Source organism: Pedobacter sp. G11 (assembly GCF_003860265.1).
GTDB lineage: Bacteria > Bacteroidota > Bacteroidia > Sphingobacteriales > Sphingobacteriaceae > Pedobacter > Pedobacter agri.
On record NZ_CP034190.1, the window covers coordinates 1,907,214 to 1,929,050 of the forward strand.

Sequence of the window (21,837 nt, forward strand, 5' to 3'; positions counted from 1 at the left end):
AATACAGGCAGGGGAGTAAGAAAGTTAAATTTTTTGCGACCAAATGTTAACCGTTTGATTACGAGATCAATTAAAATCAAACAAATCTATTGCCCGTAAAAAGGACTTGATATCTTTGTAGCATAATTCCAGAATATGAAAAAATTTATCTTCATTATTTTACTAGCCGCTCCATTTTTGGCCATTGCACAATCTCCAGCCCGAGATTATACCAACGCAGTGCTTTGGCAACAAACATCGGGCGAATACAGAGCTTTGTGTTTTCAGGCTTATAATTTTGCCCGCTTATCATTGAAAGAGGCTTTATGGGCCGATACCAGTAAAAAACCTAATTGTGTTATTGTTGATATTGATGAAACCGTTTTGGATAATTCTCCTTTTCAGGGCCATGAGATCAAAAAAGGTTTAAGTTATAACCCGGTTGATTGGACTGAATGGACGAACTTATCGAAAGCTGATACCGTTCCTGGGGCGTTGGCTTTTTTAAAATTTGCTGCTTCAAAAAATATCGAAACTTTCTACCTCAGCAATCGTGATGAAAAAGATTATGCAGCTACCTTGAAAAACCTTCAGGCTTTCGGTTTTCCTTATGCCAATGATGCGCACCTATTGGTTTCGAAAGGGACTTCTAATAAAGAGCCTCGCAGGCAAAAAATTGCCCAAACCCATAATATTTTAATGCTTTGTGGCGATAATTTAAGCGATTTCAGTAATGTTTTTTATCGGGAGGAAAAGAATACTTTCGATCAGGTAAATAAAAATCAAAACCTTTTTGGGGTGAAGTTTATTGTATTGCCAAATCCCATGTATGGCGACTGGGAAAAGCCATTATATCAAGGTGAAAAACTTACTGATAAGGATAAAGCGAAACAGCGTTTAGAACGATTAAAAAGTTACTAAGTATTTATAATTATTCAGCAATAAGTATTACTTTTGCTGCATCATAAAAATTAAGATTATGGAGAACAACGAATTAAAGCACAATACAGAAAGTATGCAAACGGCTAACCAGCCAGGAATTTATAAATTAATGATTGTTGGCGTACTAATTTGTATGGTGGGTACATATGCACGTTTTGCTTTCGATTCGTGGGTATTATCTTTAGTATCATGGATCGTTCTTTTCATTGGTGCAATTATCGCTATTAAGGGCGTATTCAAAATTTTAGACGCATAAAATATTTTCTCTCTAAATACAGAAGCCGATGATATTTGAATATGATCGGCTTTTTTGTTTGTTTATATTTAGGAAAGCAGGTTTCTCAAACTATCGGTTTCGAAAGTCCTGCCATCCACTTTACTTACCCATTTGAAACAAATGGGCTCGTGCTCGTTCCTGTCAGGTTTAGCTGGCAGCGGTTAACCTTACTATTTTAAACCCGACAAAAGCGGCAGCCCCGAATTCCGTTTTTCATCGGATGAGGGCTACAGCGTATGGCGGGACTGCTTTTACCTACCAACCAGTGCAATTGCTTTTCGAAATGTTGTAACCCTTAGATTCGCAATTGTAAACTGATAATTTCTACGTGTCAATTGTTAACTGTCATCTAAATTGGGTTACCTAAATCCGTTTTTTGTATAAAGGGAAACAGAGCGAAATAACCTAACCAAAGCGCTCATTCAAATGGCCATTTGAAGCAAATATTTTAAATGATTAATTTATCAGAACCACTAAATCATGAAAAGGAATATCATTGCTATTGCCATAATTTTAACAATTTTTGGCTGCTCAAATGCTAAAAACAACAGTGAAAGTACAGACCTCGCAGAAGCCAAAGAAATGGTTATTCCCGATAGCGCTGCAACACCAAAAATAATCAAAACGGCCGACATGCGTTTCCGGGTTAAGGATGTTCAAAATACCAAAGAACAGCTAAGTAAAACTATAAAAGCAGAGGGCGGAACTGTTGCCGAATTTTCGATAGAAAGCATTATTCAGGAAACCGAAAAAGTAAAACAATCAACTGATTCATTAAAAGAAATCACATCTTATCGCACAGAAGGTTATTTAATAGCAAAGGTGCCTTCAGAAAAATTGGATGATTTCACCAATACCATTTCTAAAATGGCTGTATTTGTAAATACTTCATCAATGAAGTTAGATGATCAAAGTATTAATTATCTTGCCAATAACTTAAAAGCACAAAATAGGGTAGAGGCTTCCAAACACATTGGAAATATCCCAAGCAAAAAAACGGGTAACATCGAAACATCTCTCGCATTAAAAGATGAGTATGTTGACAGAAAGATTGATAATATGAGCATTGATGCTCGGGTGAAGTACAGTACAATTACACTCAACTTCTATCAGGATAATACGGTGAGCACCATGACTGTAGCCAATGATAATCTGTATGATTATCGCCCGGGATTCGCAAACAGGCTTTGGCTTAACATTTTAAACGGCTGGACAATTTTTAAAGAAATTATTCTTGCGCTTGCAAATCTTTGGATGTTGTTTTTAGTGGGCTTTGGCGTGTTTTTTATCATCAGGTATTTTGTGAGGAAGAGCAAAATAGCAATAGAGTTGGCAACAAAGCATTTGATGGAGAATAGACAGTAAACTGGAAATCATCTTTCCGAATGTATGGCCACTACATGTTCCAGTAGTTATTTGTCGCAAAGTTTGCAACAGTGGCTAACTGGTGGGTCGGTGGAGACGCCGCTCCTTGGTGGAAAAAGAATTTCTCTATCTTCCCGTCATTGCGAGGCACGAAGCAATGTTTTTGAAGAGATCGCTTCGTGCCTCGCAATGACGACTTTGTTCGTCAGTGTTTAAGATTTAAATCAAATTATCAGTCGGTGTTTAACCGGCCGAAACTAATTCTATTTCTTCGCTTTCACCACCAGGCCTTTTACTTTAGTCTTGTTATCACTTACAAATGATTCCCAGCCCGAATAGGTTTTTGATTTCCCTCCGGCAGTTATTTTTTGAAATGAGTGGCAAACCGCAACAGCTAAACCATCGGTAGCATCTAAAAACTCCGGTGTTTCTTTGAAGTTTAATAAGCGTTGCAACATGGCTGCCACCTGCTCTTTAGTGGCATTTCCATTTCCTGTAATAGATTGTTTGATTTTTCTTGGAGAATATTCCGTTACCGGAATGTTTCTGGAAAGTGCAGCAGCAATGGCTATGCCTTGTGCTCTACCTAATTTTAAAAGTACCTGAATATTTTTTCCGTAAAATGGTGCTTCGATGGCCAAAACATCAGGCTTGTATTGATCGATTAACACCACTGTTTTTTCGAAAATGCGTTGGAGCTTTAAAAACGGATCATCAAGGTGAGTCATCTTCACTATACCTAAACTAATCAGTTCTGTTTTATTTCCCTTCTCTAAAATTACGCCATAACCCATCACCGCTGTGCCGGGGTCGATGCCCATAATTATCCGTTCCTTTTTTTCATTCAACATTACAGCAATATTAAGCATATTTGCAAACTAAAAAGATAATCTTGACAGGCAAGAATAAAAAAATATTATCCATCCTTATAAAAGCTGCAATTGTTGTATTTGCCTTCTGGTTTATTTACCATAAGCTCGTAGCGAATGAAAATCTTGAAAACTTCGGTTCGCTGTTGAAAGGAATTTCTCAGCTTGAAATTTTTAGTATCATCGGATTAGTGGTTTTATTGATGTTTGTAAACTGGTTTTTAGAAGCAGCTAAGTGGAAAAGACTCATGCGGCAGATTGAGGCCATTAGTTTTTACCGGGCTATTGAATCTGTTTTTTGCGGATTAACCCTGGCTATTTTCACCCCAAACAGGTTAGGTGAGTATGGTGGCAGGGTTTTCTTCCTTTCGCCCAAGCGTAGGATTGTAGGCGTAGTAGCCATGACGGTTGGCAACATCGGTCAGTTGGTTTTAACAAATGTATTTGGCGCAATAGCGGCTTGTTTTTTCATTTATCGTTTCGTACCGATAGATAATTTGGTTTTTTTAGCTGTGACAATGCTTGCGCTCGCTTTCTGCCTGTTTTTTATTGTCTTCTTTTTTAATATTCAATGGCTAAACGGCATTCTTTTATCATTCAAATTCACCCGTAAATACAAAAAGTTCTATAGTATTTTAGGCCGCTATCGTAAAGCTGAACTCTTTAAAATCATCCTATTCTGTTTGGCAAGATATGCTGTATTTAGTTCACAGTACTTTATTTTATTTGTTTGGCTTATCCCGGGCTTGCAGTATCTTGATATTGTTATGATGACCTGCCTGCTATTTCTGATTCAATCTGCACTGCCGTCGCTGGATTTGTTTGATGTGGGCATTAGAAGTGTTACTGCGGTAGAATTGTTCAAACATGTTACCAATCAACATGTAGCAGTTATTGCATGTACAGCAAGCATCTGGCTTATAAATATTATTATTCCTGCTATCTTAGGCACTTATTTCGTTTTTAAACTCAATTTTTTTGGAACTCCTAAAACTAATTAGTCTTTTATCTGCCGCTTTAACCCTGGTTTATGGTTTATTGGTGCTTACCTTCATCAAAGGTTGGCGCAACTTAAAGCAAATTAATATCAGCCAAAATGAGCCTGTAACAAAGGTTTCGGTAATTGTTGCTGCCCGTGATGAAGAACTTAACATCAGAAGAACAATCGATGATTTAGTTAACCAGGATTATCCTAAACATTTAACAGAAATTATTTTTATCGATGATCATTCAACAGACCGGACTGCTGAAATTGTTGCATCTTATGCCGATAGCGGTGTAAATCTGATTAAGCTTAATGAAGATCGAGCGTTAAATTCCTATAAAAAGAAAGCCATACAAACTGCCATTGGATCTTGTTCAGGCGATTTGATTGTAACTACCGATGCCGATTGTAAAATGGGAGTTAAATGGTTATCGTCTGTGGTAAGCTTTTATCAGGAAAAGGGCTATAAAATGATTTCTTCTCCAGTAGCTTATTTCGAGGAGAAAAGTTTATTCGAGCGGTTGCAATCTTTAGAGTTTTTATATCTAATAGGTTTGGGTGCTTCTACTATTGGTAACAAACAACCTTCTACTTGCAATGGTGCTAATTTAGCGTATGAGAAGAATGCTTTTTATGAGGTTGGTGGTTTTCAGGGAATTGATGATCTGGCATCTGGCGATGATGAACTGCTGCTTCATAAAATAGCCGCAAAATATCCAGGTAAAATAGGTTTTCTAAAAAATAGAGATGCTATCGTTTATACGCATGCCAAAGAAAACCTGCGCTCATTTATTCAGCAACGCAAACGTTGGGCTTCAAAAAGCACCCGTTATAAAAATAAAGCGATTATCGTTTTGGGCGTTTTTGTTTGGATATTTAATTTAAGTATCATTGCCAATTTTGTAACAGGCTTATTTATTCCCGGTTTTTTGTCGGTAACATTTTATCAATTATTGGTTAAAATGATTTTAGAAACATTATTTTTATGGGACGTGACCGGCTTTGCGCAAAGGCGAAGGTTATTGGTTTTAATTCCCGCTTTAAATGTGTTGCATATACTTTATATCGTTTACATCGGCATTGCCGGAAACAGTGGAAAATACAACTGGAAAGGCAGGATGGTTAGATAATGGATAATAGTCCTTCGAAAAAAGTTTGGTTAAAATTTAAGCGGAATAAGCTTGCCTTCAGCGGACTTATTTTTATTCTACTATTGGTTTTGATGGGAATTTTAGGCTACATCATTACGCCTGATAGCAGCCCAAATGCCAATACCCAGATTTTGCCGCTCAATAAGAAAAAACCGGGAAGTACTTTCAAGTTTATTATCATCAATAAAAATCCAAATATTAAAGCAGTTGGTTTTTTTGAACGCATGTTGAACGGGCAAAAATCGAATGTTACAAGTATTCCAATAACATCTTACAGACTTGTAGATAATAATGTTTTCATTACGCCTTACATTGGAGATGAGGGGAAGGCTCAGGAAATAAAATACAAACTAAATGAAATATGTCCTAGATGTACGCCCCATTCGAAATTAGGCACAGCAGCCACCTTGTTTGAACAATATAACGTTTATGAAAAAACCTATTGGTTGGGAACTGATATTTATGGCCGTGATTTATTAAGCCGTATGATTTTAGGGATTCGGGTTTCGCTATCCGTAGGGTTAATGGCCGTTTTAATCTCTTTATTTATTGGTGTAAGCTTGGGTGCTATAGCCGGTTATTTCGGCGGAAGAATTGATGCAGGGATCAGCTGGTTTATGAACGTGGTTTGGTCGTTACCATCCTTGTTATTGGTTATTGCCATTTCTTTTGCTTTAGGTAAAGGCTTTTGGCAAATCTTTATTGCGGTGGGCTTATCTACCTGGGTCGATGTGGCTCGCTTGGTACGTGGCCAGGTCATGGCACTGAAAGAGGTAGAATTTGTAGAAGCCGCTCGGGCATTAGGTTTTAACACTTCCAGAACCATCATCAAACACATTTTGCCAAATATAGCTGGACCGATTTTAGTGGTCGCCTCATCTAATTTTGCATCGGCCATTTTGTTGGAAACTGGATTGAGTTTCCTCGGCTTTGGTGCGCAGCCACCAATGGCAAGTTGGGGCAGTATGATTAAAGAGCACTATGGCTATATCATTATGGATGCAGCATACCTAGCGGTTTTGCCAGGTTTGGCCATTATGCTTACTGTTTATGCTTTTAATGTTTTAGCCATTGGCTTACGCGATGCTTTCGATGTAAAGGGCCAAAATACTACTGTTTAGTTTTATTTTTCTTGGAAGCTTTGGCAAGCGGATTAAACTCCAAAGCCAGCTTGATCCAGAAATCTAAATCTTCGTTCCTGTTTAGTACATCTTGCGAAACTAAGATGTAGCCGTTCATTACAGTATTACTCATCATCATCTGCTCCCAACCATCAATATTTTCTAAAGCTACCAGGCTTTCCGGAGCGAGCCTCAGCATCACTTTGTCCTTCATTACACCAATGCACATTTTTTGATCAACCATGAAGATCAACCCACCAAACATTTCTTTTTCTTCAACATCTGGCAAGTGCATTAATTTTTCCGCAACGCGATTTGCAAGAATTTCATTGTATGGCATCACATCATTGTTTAAAACTAATTTAAAGCTTTACTATCCGATCCACAAAATTTAATCGTTATTCTTTAAATTTGCATGATGCTATTAAGTTGTTTTCAAGAAGAATTTTTAGAAGCGGGCTGTGATGAAGCTGGAAGAGGTTGTTTGGCTGGTCCTGTATTTGCAGCGGCAGTAATTTTACCTAAGGGATTTGTATTAGAAGGGTTAAACGATTCTAAGCAACTCAGTCATGAACAACGGGATTTGCTTCGTCCGATTATTGAAAGAGAAGCTTTAGCCTGGGCAGTCGCCTCTTGTGACCATGAAGAAATAGATCGCATTAACATTCTCAATGCATCTTTTCTGGCGATGCACAGGGCTGTAGAAAAACTTCATACACGGCCAGGCTACCTGGTTATTGATGGCAATCGTTTCAAAGCCTACCCCGAAATTCCGCACACCTGCGTAATAAAAGGTGATGGTAAATATCTAAACATCGCGGCAGCATCCATTCTGGCCAAAACCCATCGGGATGAATACATGAGTAATCTGCATGCTGATTTCCCGCATTATAACTGGCTTTCGAATAAAGGGTATCCAACCATAGCACACCGCAAAGCGGTAATAGAGGTAGGACTTTCGCCATTTCACAGAAAAACTTTTAACGTTAGCGATCCGCAACTCGACTTGTTTTCAAAAGCAGTCTAATTTTCGTATTTTCACAACATTGTGAAAATATTGCTGATAACTAAGCGGGTACCCTTTCCGCCAAATAGCGGTTATCCAATTGTGGTTTACAACACCATGAAAGGTTTGCTGCAGCTTGGTGCAGATATTACTTTGTTTAGTTTGAACCCCATGAAGGGTAGTATCGATATCGAAGATCTCAATGATCCTATTTTTGATCAGATTAAGTATCATACTGTTGATGTAGATACTGAGGTAAATGTTTGGTCTGCTTTTTTTAATATTTTCACCAACCAATCTTACAACGTATCCAGATATTACAGTGAGGAGGCCGCTCAGCAATTGGAAAGTATATTGCGTGAAAAATCATTTGATGTAATCCAGTTTGAGGGATTGTTTGTGGTGCCTTACCTGGATGTAGTAAAAGCGAATAGCAATGCCAAACTGATTTACAGGGCACACAATATCGAATTTACAATGTGGGAACGGCTTGCGCATTCAGAAAGGTTTCTGGTGAGGAGAAAATATCTTGCGTTTTTGGCCCAACGCTTAAAAGCTTATGAAACCGACCAGATTAACCGCTTCCATCAAATATTTGCCATTAGTGAGCCCGACCGACAAAGCATTCTTCGATTTGGATGCGAAGTGCCGATGACGGTTTTTCCGGTAGCCATTGATTTGGAGAAGTATAGAATCGATAAAACAAAAACGAGTTTTCCAACGCTTTTTCATTTAGGAGCAATGGACTGGCGGCCCAACCAGGAAGGATTAGAATGGTTTCTTGATGATATCTGGCCAGATATTGAAAAACTGAATAAAGATCTTCGTTTCTATATCGCCGGGAAAAATATGCAGAAGCATTTTTTTGAATATGATTCTGATAACTTAATTGTAGAAGGCGAAGTTTTTGATGCGATTGAATTTATGAATTCAAAAGCCATTATGATTGTGCCCCTGATTTCGGGAACGGGGATGCGGGTTAAAATAATCGAAGGCATGGCCATGAAAAAATGTATCATAGCCACCACCACTGCCGCCGAAGGAATTAATTGTCGTCATGGCCATGATATCTTAATTGCCGATTCTGCCGATGAGTTTTACCGGTATATTTTACAGTGTATCATCAACCCTAAACGCTGGATGGAAATAGGGGAGAATGCCAGGCAAACAGTAGAGAACGACCACGGAATAAAGCTCATAGCCGGCAAAATGTTAGAAATTTATAAGGGGTTAATTAGTGTGTAATTTAGCTAGTTTTATTTTCAAGGAATAAGATAAGTTCAGGATAAAAATCTTCAATGGTTTTGTATTGATTTCTATTCTGAGTGTAAAGGTCGAAAAATATATATAAGTCGTTAACCCATTTAAAGCGTTTTGCCTGATTGTTTACTTCCTCATCGCCAGCTAAAATGCCATTTTTCACTGATAAGATCTTTGCTACACAAGCTCTAACAACTAGTTCATCTATCTCATTTTCCCATTGATCATCAGCTATTTTTCTTCCTTTACTAGTTGTTAAAAAATGCGATCTGATTTTGAACAATCGATCATGATATTGCTTTAAAAAATTCTTAAGGTAAATATGGCTGCATTCATGCGCCACAACGTTAATTGCGGGCTCAAAATTTACAACGCTATCGTCAGTCAATTTTTTTGATTTATCCTCAATATATCCAACTTTAGATATTATTTTTCCCGCAAATTGTTTATCAGATGAACTTATGGCGTTACTTCCATGATTACATAAGGCATCCGTATACATCATAAATTCGCCCGTACTAGTTGAATTATAAAAAGCTTTTATGTCATTTAAAATGCCGCTTTCGCCAATTACAAATTCGGCCTTAATATTAATTTTTTGATAATCAGCCTCATGTTTTTTAATGAATTTTGCTACGTTACATTCCTTGTAAAAAGCATTGAAATGGTATAGAAAGCTGTCTACAGATGAATTTCTAACGTAATTAACTTCTGGTTGAATTATAAGTTTAAATGGATATTTCTGAGACAGGAAAAGCCCTATAGAAGCCATGTCTGGACCATCCCAATTTTTCAAATTGCGATACCAATTTAGCGAGGGATGTAGATTATAGGGTTTGAAATATTTTTTTACATCTCTGTAGTAAGTGGATGGAGTAGGTTTTACTTCCAAAGTATCAGCTGTTGATAAGGTATAGAAAATACTTAATGCTTCCACTCTGTGGTCAGTTTTTACTGAAAATACTTTTTGGGCAAATGATACCGAAGTTGATATCAATAATAGGAATGTTAATGTGTATTGAATGCGGGTGATTTTGATCATTATGCTAAAATAGCAGATTCCTAATTTAGTTTATAAGTTTTATAAAGCATTATTTCCATAAGGCAGGATCATCAAAATTTATCCCTAAAACATTGCTGTTTTCTTACTACTTTTGCGCAACTAAATATTAAGCATGAAAAATACCGCTTTAACAGAAAAACACATCGCTTTAGGCGCTAAAATGGTTCCATTTGCAGGTTATAATATGCCTGTAACTTATGAAGGTATAAATGCAGAGCATGCAACTGTTCGCAATAGCGTTGGCGTTTTCGATGTAAGCCACATGGGCGAATTCATTTTGAAAGGCGAAAATGCTTTAGATTTAATTCAACGTGTAACCAGTAACGATGCCTCAAAGTTATATGATGGTAAAGTTCAATATTCATGTTTGCCAAACAAGGATGGTGGTATTGTAGATGATCTTTTGGTTTATCGCATTGATGAGAAAAGCTATATGTTGGTGGTGAATGCTTCAAACATTGAGAAAGACTGGAACTGGATTCAGCAGTTTAATGATAAAGATGTGGAGATGCACAACATCTCTGATAAAACATCTCTTTTGGCTATTCAGGGTCCAAAAGCTGCAGATGCTTTACAAAGCTTAACAGATGTAAATCTGGCTTCAATGGAATATTACACCTTTGTTAAAGGTACGTTTGCAGGAGTTGATAATGTAGTTATTTCGGCGACAGGTTATACCGGTGCCGGAGGTTTTGAAATTTATTTTGATAACGAGCATGCAGATAAAATCTGGAATGCAATTTTTGAGGCTGGTGCGGCTTACAACATTAAACCAATTGGTTTAGGTGCCCGTGATACTTTGCGTTTAGAAATGGGTTTCTGTTTGTATGGAAACGATATTGATGACAGCACTTCACCTATTGAAGCTGGCTTGGGATGGATTACCAAATTCTCGAAATCATTTACCAATTCAACAGCTTTACAAGCTCAAAAAGAAGCCGGGATTCAAAAAAAATTAGTTGGTTTTGAGATGATAGATCGTGGTATTCCACGTCATGATTACGAAATTGCTGATGCAGAAGGAAACATTGTTGGTAAGGTAACTTCCGGAACACAGGCGCCATCATTACAGAAAGCAATCGGTATGGGTTATGTTGCAAAAGATTTTGCAAAAGAGGGAACTGAAATTTTTATTTTGATTCGAAATACGCCAATTAAAGCCAAAGTAGTTAAGTTTCCATTTTATAAATAGATATAAGTAGTTAGTATCAAGTATCAAGATAATTGTCTCGATACTTGATACTTGCTACTTGATACTCAGAATATGTCGAAAAAAATAGAAGTTTGTTTAACGCCGGCATTGATCGATTTATATGACATCGAACAAAGTATTGTTGTTGTTATCGATATTTTAAGGGCAACTTCATCCATTACATATGGCATAGAAAATGGCGCTGAAGCCATCATTCCTGTTGCCAACGTTGAAGATTGCTTAGACTATAGTGACAAGGGTTTCCTTCTGGCAGCAGAACGCAATGGAGAGGTAGTGGCGGGTTACGATTTCGGAAATTCTCCATTTTCTTATACTGCAGAGAAAGTTGCAGGTAAAACAATCGTACTCACCACAACAAATGGCACAAAAGCGTTGCATCTGGCTAACAAACGGGCTCATCAAGTTGTAATTGGTTCATTTCTTAACTTAGATGCGCTTTGTAATTATCTGGCTTCGCAAGATAAAAACGTACTGTTACTTTGTGCCGGCTGGAAAGATCAGTTTAACCTGGAAGATACTTTGTTCGCTGGTGCAGTAGTTAACAACCTCCGTCAAAATTTCGAACATTTTGATGATTCAAGCGTAGCTGCCGAAGATTTATATGTTTTGGCGAAAGATGATTTAAGAAAATATTTGCACAAATCTTCGCATAGCCATCGCCTTGCAGAATTAAATATTGAAGAGGATGTGGTATTTTGTTTGCAACTGAATATTTGCAAAGCTATACCGGTTTTAGATGGGGAGAGGTTGATAAAGTTGGTATCTTAAGTTACCTGTTTATAGCAATAAAAATACAACCAACTAAATTTAAGATTGTGATAGCAGCAAAAAATAAGGTTACTTCTTTTAACTCATTATTTTTATAAATCTGTAAACTTTCCCAATGTGGAATAAGGATATAGTTCACATTTGCAGCATTCACATTTCCATACAATAATTGCGTAGCCGGCAAATCTTTAAAGTTTTGTTTATAAAAATTTGGCTTTCGGCTAAAAAGATTCTTAAATTTTTCCTTAGTCTTAACATGGTAATCCTGTATAAGCCTAAATTTTAACTGAGCAGTTAAACTTTTCAATATTTCTTGCTTGAAGGTTTTCAATAACCAGATGTTGTATCTTCCATTGATGCGAATAGAATCTACGCTCGACAGCGGAGTTGTAAAATAATGGGTTACACTAAATGTTTTCTTTTTACTACTTAAATTTTTCGAGATTAAATAGTTAGAAGCGATAATAACGTTAGGATTAGTGACCGCATAATCGAAACGATAAAACAAATTTGGTCGCTTGGTAATCAGTTCGTGTGGCTTGCTTAGCCGAAGTGGTTCACTTCTTATTTCTGCAACCTTCCACCAGATTACAATGGCTAATAATGGAGAAAGGTAGATAAATAAATTTGAAAAGAAATAAAATGCTCCGAACCTGAAGAATGCCTTTTTAACGGGATTTCTTACCATAATAAACCAGCATATAAGGTTTAACACCGTACAGATGACAAAAGTTGCAGGGTTTGAAAAATGCAAATAGCTAACTATTAGAAATGTCAAAACGATAGTAATTACTAAAAAAGGAAACACCTTTTTCATAGCGTACAGGTATGCTGATGAGAAGTTTTTAAATTTAGGATGTGTATCCTTTGATAGCCTTATCAAAAAAGTAGAAAGGTAAGCTTCTAATTCCAAAGCTTCTTTATGTCTTAGTACTGAGAATTTTAAGTAACTTGAGTCGTTTAGATAAATCAAAATCGCATGACTTCCTCTTGTAATTTGGTCTAGAGAAAATCCTCTTATATCAGACAATTGAATATCTAAAGTACGGTTAATATTCAAATTCTTCGCATACAAGTTAATCATCAGAAACCGATCATGCTTTTCAAATATAGCATCAGCTGATGTGATCCAGACTGACAAATAATAACTACCAAAGCCTATAGCCGTTATCCATAGCGGTAATAAATATGCTATCTCTTCAAAAAGATAAAAACTTATTCCTGCTGAAATTGATATAATTAGGAAAAAGAAGATGGCATGATAGCGATTTAAAAAAGTTCTTAACGATTTTTGAAACACTAAATCGGGCGTCATTATTTTGTTATCAGGTCTCTTATGGTTGGAGTATTTTTTATGGTGATCAATGCCTCTTCATGCGCCAGCCAATAAATATCTTCAGCTCGTTTCATGTCAAAAGTGCTGATGGCTCCTAAACCTTTAGGCTCAATCATTACATTACAAAACTTGGCTTTTCGTTCCATATCGTGATTGATTGACATAATCCCTGCTCTTCCCATCAGATTTGTAATTCCCGTTATTTTGTCAACGGGCTTTAAGTGGTTGCATGATGATCCAATAATAAAATCGCAATCATCCATCAATGGTTCAACAGGGAAATTATTTAAAATTCCACCATCAACATACATTTGTCCGTCAATCATAATTGGCCGGAAAATACCTGGAATGCAGCTCGAGGCGTGGATAGCTCGGATTAGTGGGCCTTTTGTAAAATATACCAATCTACCCTCACTAAAATTTACTGCGGCAATGGTTAGTGGAATTTTTAACTTTTCGATGCTGTCTTCGGGGAAGTATTCTTTTAATATTTGTGAGGTATTTTCAATATTAATTAAACCTAGTGAACCTACAGCCGGGCGAACGAAACGCCACAACTTGGTTTTCAAAAATATGTTCAATCCTTCTTCCGGATCGATGCCGGCTGCAAAAAAAGCCCCGGCAATTGCGCCTGCACTTGTTCCGCTAATCTGGCTAAAAGTAATGCCCAGGTTGCTAAAGGCTTTTAAAACTCCCAGGTGTGCTATTCCTCTTATTCCTCCGCCTGATAATACGATTCCGACTTTCATATAAATGTTAAACGGTTTAACCCGGTTTATTGTTTAATTGCTTTTGGCTGATTGTAAATTGCCCTGATTTTCAAGTTAGGAAAAAATTGGCCACCAACTGAAAGCTGTAAACTATTTCTGTTTTGGCTTGTATTTAGATTTATTGAGGATTTTTTGAGCATCATTTTCAGCCATAAGCTGCTGCAAGGTAACTTTAGGGTTTTCTGCCATATATTTCCGCACAATTTGCCAACCCGTCCAAACGCCAAGTTTCGGTGCTGAATCACGATTTTCTCCTAAACCAGGGGTAAAAGGCCCCTCCGATAAAAAAACCTGAATTTTTTGGTAATCGGTTTCATATAGGAAATTGTTCTCCAAAAAATAAGCCCAAATATCTCCTTCGAAATTTTGTGTCCATTGTAATTGCTGGGAAGAATATCCAATTTTAGTCGAATCAGCAATGTTTTCTGGTAATACCTGATCAAGGAAATAAAGAATTTTCCCCTGAAATATCATTTTAGATAATAACGTCCTGTTTTCATCTGGTTCTTCAAACAATTCCTCATGAGCATAAGTATCTGCCACACGTGGAACGATATATTCGGGCGCAAATCTTCGGGATAAATATAACGGAACGCTCTGTACAATAGCACCGTAAAATTTACTGTTCTTGCCTAAAAACATATCCAAACCGATGCCCAGGTAATTATCGCCAACAGGCATTTGATAGGCAAAGCCCGATACAAAAGAAATGATTTTAGGTATTTTAGCTTTTGGGTAATAGTATTTAATGTATTTGAAAGTTTCTGTCAAACCTTCTTCCTGGACTTTCAAGTTAGGGTAAACACTATCTACTTCCTTTGTTAAATCGGTATAAGCCTGGTCTTTAAACAAGGTGCTAAGTATTTCATCATTGTTGTAATCAGGCGATCCGATCATTTTATGAAGGTAATCATCATAAAAAAAACCGTACTTACTGGATAACGCTGCATTTGTTAAGCTGGTATTTTTGTCTTTTGATGCAAATAGCTCTTTATCAAAGCGTTCTATCTTAATATCTACTTTAATGTTGCTTATATCTGGCCGATTACTTTGCTTGCAGGAAATAAATACAAAAGCCAAGAGAAAAAATAGATAAATTTGCTTGTGTTTTACGTTATACATCATGTACAACAAATATAATCACATAAAGCATGAAAAAAATCTCGACGATTATAATTTTATCTTTTTTCAGTTTCGGTGTTTGGGCACAAAATTTTCCTCCCATTAATTATGGTTTCAGGCTTGGATTAACCGCCACACCGACAATTGGTTGGGTAAAACCTGAGCAAGGAAAAACTGATGGTGTAGGTTTAGGTTTTGCTTACGGTTTAATAGGCGATTTTAACTTTGCACCAAACTATAGTTTTGCTACAGCATTAACTATTACCTCAATTAATGGGAAAAGTACAGAAGCCAATGCAGCACCATATCACAGCGGAACAGTGCCGGTTGCTTATGATTTAAAGTATAAATTACAATATATCGAGGTTCCTTTAACCATAAAGCTTAAAACAATAAAGGCAGAAGGTAAACGCTGGTATGGTCAATTTGGTCTTTCAAATTCGTTTAACATCAGTGCCAAACAAGATGCACAAAACGGAAATACAGTTTTCGCAGATAATCTGAAGATTACCGACTATACGAAATTTTATCGTGCCGGCTTAATTATTGGTGGCGGGGGAGAATTTGATATTTCTGGTAACGCCAGTATATTAGCCGGATTAACTTACAATAACGGTTTCACTAATATCACAACAGACAAAACCCGTGATGTGAGAAACCATTATCTGGCACTTAATTTTGGTATCTTTTTCTAGGATAATAGATCCCGATACTTACTTTCTGATATTAAAACTGATACTTCACAAATGAAAATAGCGCTTGCACAACTTAACTATCACATCGGCAACTTCGAAGCCAATACCAAAAAAATAATTGATCACATTCAATTGGCTAAAGAAAAAGGTGCCGATTTAGTGGTTTTTGCGGAGTTGGCTATTTGTGGTTATCCTCCAAGAGATTATCTTGAATTTGATGAGTTTATATCGCTTTGCGAAAATGCTGCAAAGGAAATTGCTAAACACTGTGTGGATATTGCCTGTATTTTAGGTTTGCCTATTAAGAACGATGTACTACAGGGTAAAGACTTGTTTAATGCGGCTTATTTTATTGAAGAAGGAAACATAAAGGCCATCGCCAGGAAAGCGTTGTTGCCAACTTATGATGTATTTGATGAATACCGCTATTTCGAGCCTGCTACAAACTTTAACTGCATCGATTTTAAGGGAAAAAGGATTGCGCTAACCATTTGTGAAGATCTCTGGAACATTAATGATAATCCGCTGTATGTTTCAAATCCGATGGATGAGTTGATTAAAGAACAGCCAGATGTGATGATTAACATTGCGGCGTCGCCATTTTCGTATACACATGATGATGAGCGCATAAAGGTTTTGGCTGATAATGCAAAAAAATATCATTTGCCGGTGTTTTATGTGAACCAGGTTGGGGCACAAACTGAAATTATTTTCGACGGTGGATCATTGGTTTTTGATGCTGACGGTGAAATGAAAGCTGAAATGAAATATTTTGAAGAAGATCTTCAGGTATTTGATTTGGCTGAGATAGAAAATGTTCGCAATAAATATCCGAAAGCAGAACGCCTCACTGATATTGAACAAATTCACGACGCATTAATTTTAGGGATAAAAGATTATTTCACTAAATCAGGTTTTAAAAAGGCGGTTTTAGGTTTGTCAGGCGGAATTGATTCAGCTGTGGTTTGTGCGTTAGCCTGTAGGGCTTTAGGTGCAGAAAATGTAATGTCTGTTTTAATGCCATCAAAGTTCTCTTCTGATCACTCCGTTCAGGATGCGATGGATTTAGTAAATAACATCGGATGCATGCACGAAATTATCCCGATTAAAGATGCTGCATCAGCTTTCGATCACATACTGGCACCTGCATTTAAAGGTTTGCCTTTTAACCTGGCAGAAGAAAACATTCAAGCCCGCATACGTGGAATTGTTAACATGGCCATGAGTAATAAGTTTGGATATATCCTGCTGAATACATCTAATAAAAGTGAATGTGCGGTTGGGTATGGCACATTATATGGCGATATGTGTGGTGCAATTGGCGTAATTGGCGATGTGTACAAAACTCAGGTTTTCGAATTGGCGAAGTACATCAACAAGGATATAGAAATTATTCCGCTTAATACCATTGTTAAACCACCTTCAGCAGAGTTAAGACCAGATCAAAAGGATTCTGATTCACTTCCTGAATATGACATTCTGGATAAGATATTATATCAACACATAGAGAAAAAGCAGGGTGCCAAGGCCATTATCGCACAGGGCTTTGATGAACTACTTGTGAATAGAATATTAAAAATGGTAAACGTTGCGGAGTTTAAACGTTATCAAACTCCGCCAATACTTCGGGTTTCACCAAAAGCATTTGGTATGGGAAGAAGGATGCCAATTGTAGGGAAACATTTGATATAAGTCAATAAATTTTATTTTTTATTGGATATGTATCTAATAGTGAGTAGATTAACGATGGTTAACATCCCTATCTCTCAATTATGGTTAAGTTTTACAATCAAAATCTTACCCCTGAAATGTGCGGTAAGATTAGTATGCATATTTCTACCTTCAATAATATTCCTGGAGTAGTTATTCTTCATGATTTGCGTAACTGGACCATCGCCTATATGTCTGAAAATGGTTTACAGCTTTTGGATACTACTCTGGATGAAATTTGTTCATTACCTACTGAGGTTTACCACGCAAAATATTTTAACGCAGATGATGCATTAGATTATGTGCCGAAAATTGCCGCTTTGATGCATCGTAATTCAGATGATGAAACAGTGAGTTTCTACCAGCAAGTTAAGTTTCCGAATACACAGGACTGGCATTGGTATCTATCGAGCATTAAAATTTTTATGCGTGATGAAGAAGAACATCCTTTGATGACGATAACAGTTTCTATTCCTGTAGATGCCATGCACCATATGGCTAATAAAGCACAAAGAATTTTAGAAGAAAATGATTTCTCAAGAAATCACTATGCTAATTTTTTGCGTTTAAGCAAACGTGAGAAAACGATTCTGCGTGAAATGGCCTTGGGTAAAAGCTCAATAGAAATTGCCAACAAGCTTTGCATTTCATCAACAACTGTTGATACACACCGAAGAAATATTCGCGAGAAATTAAACACGAAATCATCTTTCGAGATATCCAATTATGCCAGGGCTTTCGATTTGATTTAGTATCCAGCCTGCTAAAATGTTGGCAAGCTGGATGATATTAGTTAGGCTAAGGTAGCATCAACAGTAATTGATGTATTTAGCAATTTTGAAATAGGGCAGTTCTTTTCAGCATCTGCTACCAGTTCATCAAATTTTTCTTGAGTCAATTCTGGCACTTCTGCAGTGAGTGTCAGATGTGATTCAACAATTTCTCCTTTGGATGGATCAAGGTTGATTTCACATTTTGTTTCCAGTTTTGTAGCAGTAAAACCCGCTTCAGCCAAATTTGCTGAAAGTTTCATGGTAAAGCAGCCTGCATGTGCAGCGGCAATTAATTCTTCAGGATTGGTACCCACTCCTTCAGCAAAGCGTGAATTAAATGAATACTGTGTATCACTTAATGTAGTACTTTGCGTAGTTAATTTACCCGCACCTTCTTTAATAGAACCTTGCCATACGGCTGTTGCATTTCTTTTCATGTTGATTTTATTTTTTTGTTGAGATTAGATTTCTAACAATAAATATAACCTAATGTTTGTATATAGAATGCAATTATTGGTTAACATTTGGTGAAGTTTTTAAGCTTCGTGTTCAGTTGAACTGGAGTCAGCCGGCGTTAATTTAGCTTTTAGCGATTGAATGAATAAAATTCCAACGCCTATCATGATGGAAATGTCGGCGATATTAAATACACCTGTTTGAAAAATTTGAAAGTTCATGTGCATAAAATCGGTTACCGAGCCATGAACAATGCGATCGTACAAGTTACCAATACCGCCCCCGATTAGGAAACACAAGGCAATTTGCATGCTTGCTGGTAGGTTAGGTTTCGAAAAAAGATAGTAAAGGCCGTAACCTAAAAACAGTAATGGTAAGCCCGTTAAGATGATTAACCGGAATGCATAGGGCATACTGTCGCCCAGGCTTAAAAAAGCACCGCTGTTTTCAACCTTAGTCAGCGTAAAAAAATCTTTAATTAAAACGATGTGTTCATAATCAGAAATTTCCATACGAACGATAAACTTTGATATCTGATCAAATGCAATATTTAAGATCAGAATAATCAGCAGGAAAACCCAGGTGTAGTTTTTATGATAAATTATTTTTTTATCCATTTTCGGTACGGAATAATTAAGGCTAAAAGTATGGCGACAATACAAAAGAACTTCGCAATAATGTCACCACTTTTTACATAAAACGTAATTTCATCGTTGAGGTTAATATCGCCTTTCAGTGCAGTTCTGGTCCACCATTTTGTATGCTGAGTGATATCTCCACGTTGATTGATGAAACATGAAATCCCTGTATTTGCAGATCGGGCAACATCTCTGTGGGTCTCAATCGCCCTAAGTTTTGCATACATTTCATGCTGATCTTTTCCTGAGGTATTGCCCCACCAACCATCGTTCGTGATGATGGCAATAAATTGAGCACCATCTTTAACTTGCTGACCAATCCAATCGCCCCATAAACTTTCGTAACAAACCACCGGGGCAGCTCCAATTCCGCTCTGGGCATAAAGCACACTCGGTTTTTCTTGCCAACCCCAACCGCTTACACTTCCGCCCAGTTCAGAAAATACACCATCCATGAAAGAAAATACTTTAGGAAAAGGCATTTTTTCGGCTCCCGGAACCAGCTTTGATTTATGGTAGAACTGGATATTTGCTGAGTTTTCCAGTTGCATGGCGGCATTGAAATTATCCCAGTACTGACCACTTCGTTCATCATATTTTGCAGAAACTGTTCTCTTATCAGGGTAAATTTTAATGGTTTCAATCCCAGTGATTAGCGATCCATTTTTATACTTATTTAAAAACTGCTGCAAATCTGTAATTTCTGGATAGGTTCTTACTTTATCTTCATCAGCATAAATCGGTAAAGCGGTTTCCGGCCAAATGATGTATTCGGTGTTGGGCTGTGCCAATGAATCAGACAGATGCGTTAAGATCTTAATTTGCGCTGACGGTGGAATGTCACCTAGCTTTTTGTAGGGATCGATATTGGGCTGTACCACTACAACATTGCTTGGAGTGCCTTGCTGTTCGGCATTGAAATATTTTATGAGTGAAATGGAAATTGGAATAATTAGAACCAATGCCCAAATTCCTATTGCTCTGTATTTAAGATAGCCGCTATCAGATTTAAACTTTTTGTAAGCCTCGAACGCTAAGATATTGCTGACTAAAATCCATAATGAACCACCATATATGCCCGTGTAATCATACCATTGCGCCAGTTGGTGCATGCCAGCCAGGCCATTGCCTAGTGTCATCCACGGGAAAGCTAAATCCCAGGTTTGCTGAAGGTACTCCAGTGCAATATAAAACGCAACCAATCCGAAGTAGGCTACTTTTTTGCTTGTATACCGGCTCAACCTATAAAACAACCAGAATGCTGAAGTCATTAAAAAAGCACCCAATCCATAAGGAATTAGGGAAACAGGAATGGCTACAAAAGTGCCGTTGTAAGCTTTTATTGCATTATATACCCAATATGTTGAAGCAGTGTTCCAAATAAGAAACGTAGTTCCGGCGATGAGAAAAACTTTTTTTCCTTTTTTTTCGGCATCGCTGTTAAAAATTGAATCGAGTGCAATAAACAAGGGCACCAATGCTATCAACAACAAAGGCGTTGTAAATGGCATTGGTGGCCAGGCTAACCAAAGAAGAAATGCGCTAAGTAGGGCTAAGGGATAGTTTTTGTTGGATTTCATTTTTTTTTTGAGATTTATCATGCTGAACTTGTCGAATAGAATAAGGCTTCAGCAAGCTCAATCTGACACTCGAAATATTACAAACTATCTAGTATAGCGCCTTTTTTTGCTTCATATTCTTCCTGCGTAATCAGGTGTTTATCGTACAAGGTTTTTAATTTACGAAGCTTCAAAGTGGTTTCATCTTCCGGTTCTTCAACTACCTCAGCTATTTGAATCGGCTCAGGTTCAACCACAGGAGCAGGAGCTTCAATTGAACCAAAATCTGCAAATGGCTGAGGCGCAGGCTGTGCCGGTGCATTGGCTTTATCTTCCTCCAATTTTTGCTGGCGTAACGTTTCTTTATATTCCTCTAATTGCTCATTGGCAGCCTGATATAATTTTCTTGCCTGGGTTTTAGGGATAAATTCGGTAACAATATTCTCACCAGTTTGTGGCACGCAGATAAATTTTGACCCAAATAATTCTTCTTTGAACGATACCTCCTTAATGTTTTTTAAGGAAATATCTTTAAAATTCATCGTTAATCCCAGATTGCCTGGCTCGCAATAAAAAATGCGCTTATTGGTAACAGCAATACTATCTGGTAGCAAGTTTACAGCTGGTTTTTTCTGAACAGCGAGGTATAATATTTCCTCATTTGTAGTTAAAAGGTCGTTTAATTTTCCAATAACTTTTTCAACCGCTTTAGGGTCTTGTTCGTCACTTAAAAATCTATCTATGCTAATCATATTGTTTTTAAAAATTGATTGATGTTA

Annotated in this window: 23 protein-coding genes; 13 read left to right on the forward strand and 10 right to left on the reverse strand. The window is 37.2% G+C overall.

The window, feature by feature from the left end:
* Window positions 1-135: 135 nt before the first annotated feature.
* From EA772_RS08310 to EA772_RS08320, 3 genes are all read left to right on the forward strand, one after another.
* Entirely contained in the window at window positions 136-900 is a 765-nt protein-coding gene (locus EA772_RS08310) for a 5'-nucleotidase, lipoprotein e(P4) family (RefSeq protein WP_124912436.1), read from the forward strand.
* 58 nt (window positions 901-958) lie between these two features.
* A complete protein-coding gene (locus EA772_RS08315; RefSeq protein ID WP_010601530.1) occupies window positions 959-1,177 on the forward strand; it encodes a hypothetical protein in 219 nt (72 codons plus the stop codon).
* A gap of 501 nt (window positions 1,178-1,678) precedes the next feature.
* On the forward strand, window positions 1,679-2,563 hold the full coding sequence (locus EA772_RS08320; RefSeq protein WP_124912438.1) for a DUF4349 domain-containing protein: 885 nt from the start codon (window positions 1,679-1,681) through the stop codon (window positions 2,561-2,563).
* A gap of 263 nt (window positions 2,564-2,826) precedes the next feature.
* Here the strand turns inward: EA772_RS08320 and ruvC are convergent, their stop codons facing one another.
* On the reverse strand, window positions 2,827-3,414 hold the full coding sequence (ruvC, locus tag EA772_RS08325; RefSeq protein WP_124915005.1) for a crossover junction endodeoxyribonuclease RuvC: 588 nt from the start codon (window positions 3,412-3,414) through the stop codon (window positions 2,827-2,829).
* Between the two features lie 41 nt (window positions 3,415-3,455).
* Between ruvC and EA772_RS08330 the strand changes: the two genes are divergently transcribed.
* The 3 genes from EA772_RS08330 to EA772_RS08340 are packed head-to-tail and all read left to right on the forward strand — an operon-like array spanning window position 3,456 to window position 6,689.
* Window positions 3,456-4,433 carry a lysylphosphatidylglycerol synthase domain-containing protein gene (locus EA772_RS08330; RefSeq protein WP_010601532.1) on the forward strand — a complete coding sequence of 326 codons (978 nt, stop codon included), beginning with the start codon at window positions 3,456-3,458 and terminating at the stop codon, window positions 4,431-4,433.
* Window positions 4,411-5,547 carry a glycosyltransferase gene (locus tag EA772_RS08335; protein WP_124912440.1) on the forward strand — a complete coding sequence of 379 codons (1,137 nt, stop codon included), beginning with the start codon at window positions 4,411-4,413 and terminating at the stop codon, window positions 5,545-5,547. Before EA772_RS08330 ends, EA772_RS08335 begins: the two co-directional genes overlap by 23 nt.
* Entirely contained in the window at window positions 5,547-6,689 is a 1,143-nt protein-coding gene (locus EA772_RS08340) for an ABC transporter permease (protein ID WP_010601534.1), read from the forward strand. The genes EA772_RS08335 and EA772_RS08340 overlap by 1 nt, the downstream gene beginning before the upstream one ends.
* Here the strand turns inward: EA772_RS08340 and EA772_RS08345 are convergent.
* Window positions 6,679-7,029, reverse strand: a complete 351-nt coding sequence (locus EA772_RS08345) for a TfoX/Sxy family protein (RefSeq protein ID WP_010601535.1) — start codon at window positions 7,027-7,029, stop codon at window positions 6,679-6,681. The two genes, EA772_RS08340 and EA772_RS08345, sit on opposite strands and share 11 nt — an antisense overlap.
* Before the next feature lie 78 nt (window positions 7,030-7,107).
* Between EA772_RS08345 and EA772_RS08350 the strand changes: the two genes are divergently transcribed.
* Together EA772_RS08350 and EA772_RS08355 are read left to right on the forward strand one after the other, a co-directional pair.
* Window positions 7,108-7,716: a ribonuclease HII gene (locus tag EA772_RS08350; RefSeq protein WP_029204328.1), complete on the forward strand. Its 609-nt coding sequence runs from the start codon at window positions 7,108-7,110 to the stop codon at window positions 7,714-7,716.
* A gap of 21 nt (window positions 7,717-7,737) precedes the next feature.
* Entirely contained in the window at window positions 7,738-8,940 is a 1,203-nt protein-coding gene (locus tag EA772_RS08355; RefSeq protein ID WP_124912442.1) for a glycosyltransferase family 4 protein, read from the forward strand.
* Window position 8,941: 1 nt separating this feature from the next.
* Here EA772_RS08355 and EA772_RS08360 read toward each other — a convergent pair whose 3' ends face one another.
* Window positions 8,942-9,997: a DUF4932 domain-containing protein gene (locus tag EA772_RS08360; RefSeq protein ID WP_124912444.1), complete on the reverse strand. Its 1,056-nt coding sequence runs from the start codon at window positions 9,995-9,997 to the stop codon at window positions 8,942-8,944.
* Window positions 9,998-10,130: 133 nt separating this feature from the next.
* On the opposite strand from EA772_RS08360, the gene gcvT reads away from it, so the two are divergent.
* Entirely contained in the window at window positions 10,131-11,210 is a 1,080-nt protein-coding gene (gene gcvT / locus EA772_RS08365; RefSeq protein ID WP_010601539.1) for a glycine cleavage system aminomethyltransferase GcvT, read from the forward strand.
* 72 nt (window positions 11,211-11,282) lie between these two features.
* The gene (locus EA772_RS08370; protein WP_010601540.1) at window positions 11,283-11,999 is read left to right on the forward strand and encodes a 2-phosphosulfolactate phosphatase; all 717 of its coding nucleotides are present in this window, start codon (window positions 11,283-11,285) and stop codon (window positions 11,997-11,999) included.
* 1 nt (window position 12,000) lies between these two features.
* Here EA772_RS08370 and EA772_RS22230 read toward each other — a convergent pair whose 3' ends face one another.
* The 3 genes from EA772_RS22230 to gldB form a co-directional block, all read right to left on the reverse strand.
* Entirely contained in the window at window positions 12,001-12,687 is a 687-nt protein-coding gene (locus EA772_RS22230) for a hypothetical protein (protein WP_124912446.1), read from the reverse strand.
* Between the two features lie 626 nt (window positions 12,688-13,313).
* Complete coding sequence (locus EA772_RS08380; protein WP_010601542.1) at window positions 13,314-14,084, reverse strand: patatin-like phospholipase family protein; 771 nt, start codon at window positions 14,082-14,084, stop codon at window positions 13,314-13,316.
* A gap of 111 nt (window positions 14,085-14,195) precedes the next feature.
* Window positions 14,196-15,230: a gliding motility lipoprotein GldB gene (gene gldB, locus EA772_RS08385; protein ID WP_124912448.1), complete on the reverse strand. Its 1,035-nt coding sequence runs from the start codon at window positions 15,228-15,230 to the stop codon at window positions 14,196-14,198.
* A gap of 26 nt (window positions 15,231-15,256) precedes the next feature.
* Here gldB and EA772_RS08390 point away from each other — a divergent pair, with 26 nt between their 5' ends.
* The 3 genes from EA772_RS08390 to EA772_RS08400 all read left to right on the forward strand — a co-directional run bounded on the left by EA772_RS08390 (window position 15,257) and on the right by EA772_RS08400 (window position 18,384).
* The gene (locus EA772_RS08390; protein WP_010603555.1) at window positions 15,257-15,922 is read left to right on the forward strand and encodes a porin family protein; all 666 of its coding nucleotides are present in this window, start codon (window positions 15,257-15,259) and stop codon (window positions 15,920-15,922) included.
* 51 nt (window positions 15,923-15,973) lie between these two features.
* A complete protein-coding gene (locus EA772_RS08395) occupies window positions 15,974-17,614 on the forward strand; it encodes an NAD+ synthase (RefSeq protein WP_124912450.1) in 1,641 nt (546 codons plus the stop codon).
* 80 nt (window positions 17,615-17,694) lie between these two features.
* Entirely contained in the window at window positions 17,695-18,384 is a 690-nt protein-coding gene (locus EA772_RS08400; protein ID WP_124912452.1) for a response regulator transcription factor, read from the forward strand.
* Window positions 18,385-18,425: 41 nt separating this feature from the next.
* Here the strand turns inward: EA772_RS08400 and EA772_RS08405 are convergent, their stop codons facing one another.
* The 4 genes from EA772_RS08405 to EA772_RS08420 form a co-directional block, all read right to left on the reverse strand.
* The gene (locus EA772_RS08405) at window positions 18,426-18,842 is read right to left on the reverse strand and encodes an OsmC family protein (protein WP_010601325.1); all 417 of its coding nucleotides are present in this window, start codon (window positions 18,840-18,842) and stop codon (window positions 18,426-18,428) included.
* A 99-nt stretch (window positions 18,843-18,941) separates the two neighbouring features.
* Window positions 18,942-19,478 carry a signal peptidase II gene (lspA, locus tag EA772_RS08410; protein ID WP_116170411.1) on the reverse strand — a complete coding sequence of 179 codons (537 nt, stop codon included), beginning with the start codon at window positions 19,476-19,478 and terminating at the stop codon, window positions 18,942-18,944.
* Window positions 19,463-21,079 carry an apolipoprotein N-acyltransferase gene (lnt, locus tag EA772_RS08415; protein WP_124912454.1) on the reverse strand — a complete coding sequence of 539 codons (1,617 nt, stop codon included), beginning with the start codon at window positions 21,077-21,079 and terminating at the stop codon, window positions 19,463-19,465. The genes lspA and lnt overlap by 16 nt, the downstream gene beginning before the upstream one ends.
* 77 nt (window positions 21,080-21,156) lie before the next feature.
* The gene (locus EA772_RS08420; RefSeq protein ID WP_124912456.1) at window positions 21,157-21,810 is read right to left on the reverse strand and encodes a PH domain-containing protein; all 654 of its coding nucleotides are present in this window, start codon (window positions 21,808-21,810) and stop codon (window positions 21,157-21,159) included.
* Window positions 21,811-21,837: the final 27 nt, after the last annotated feature.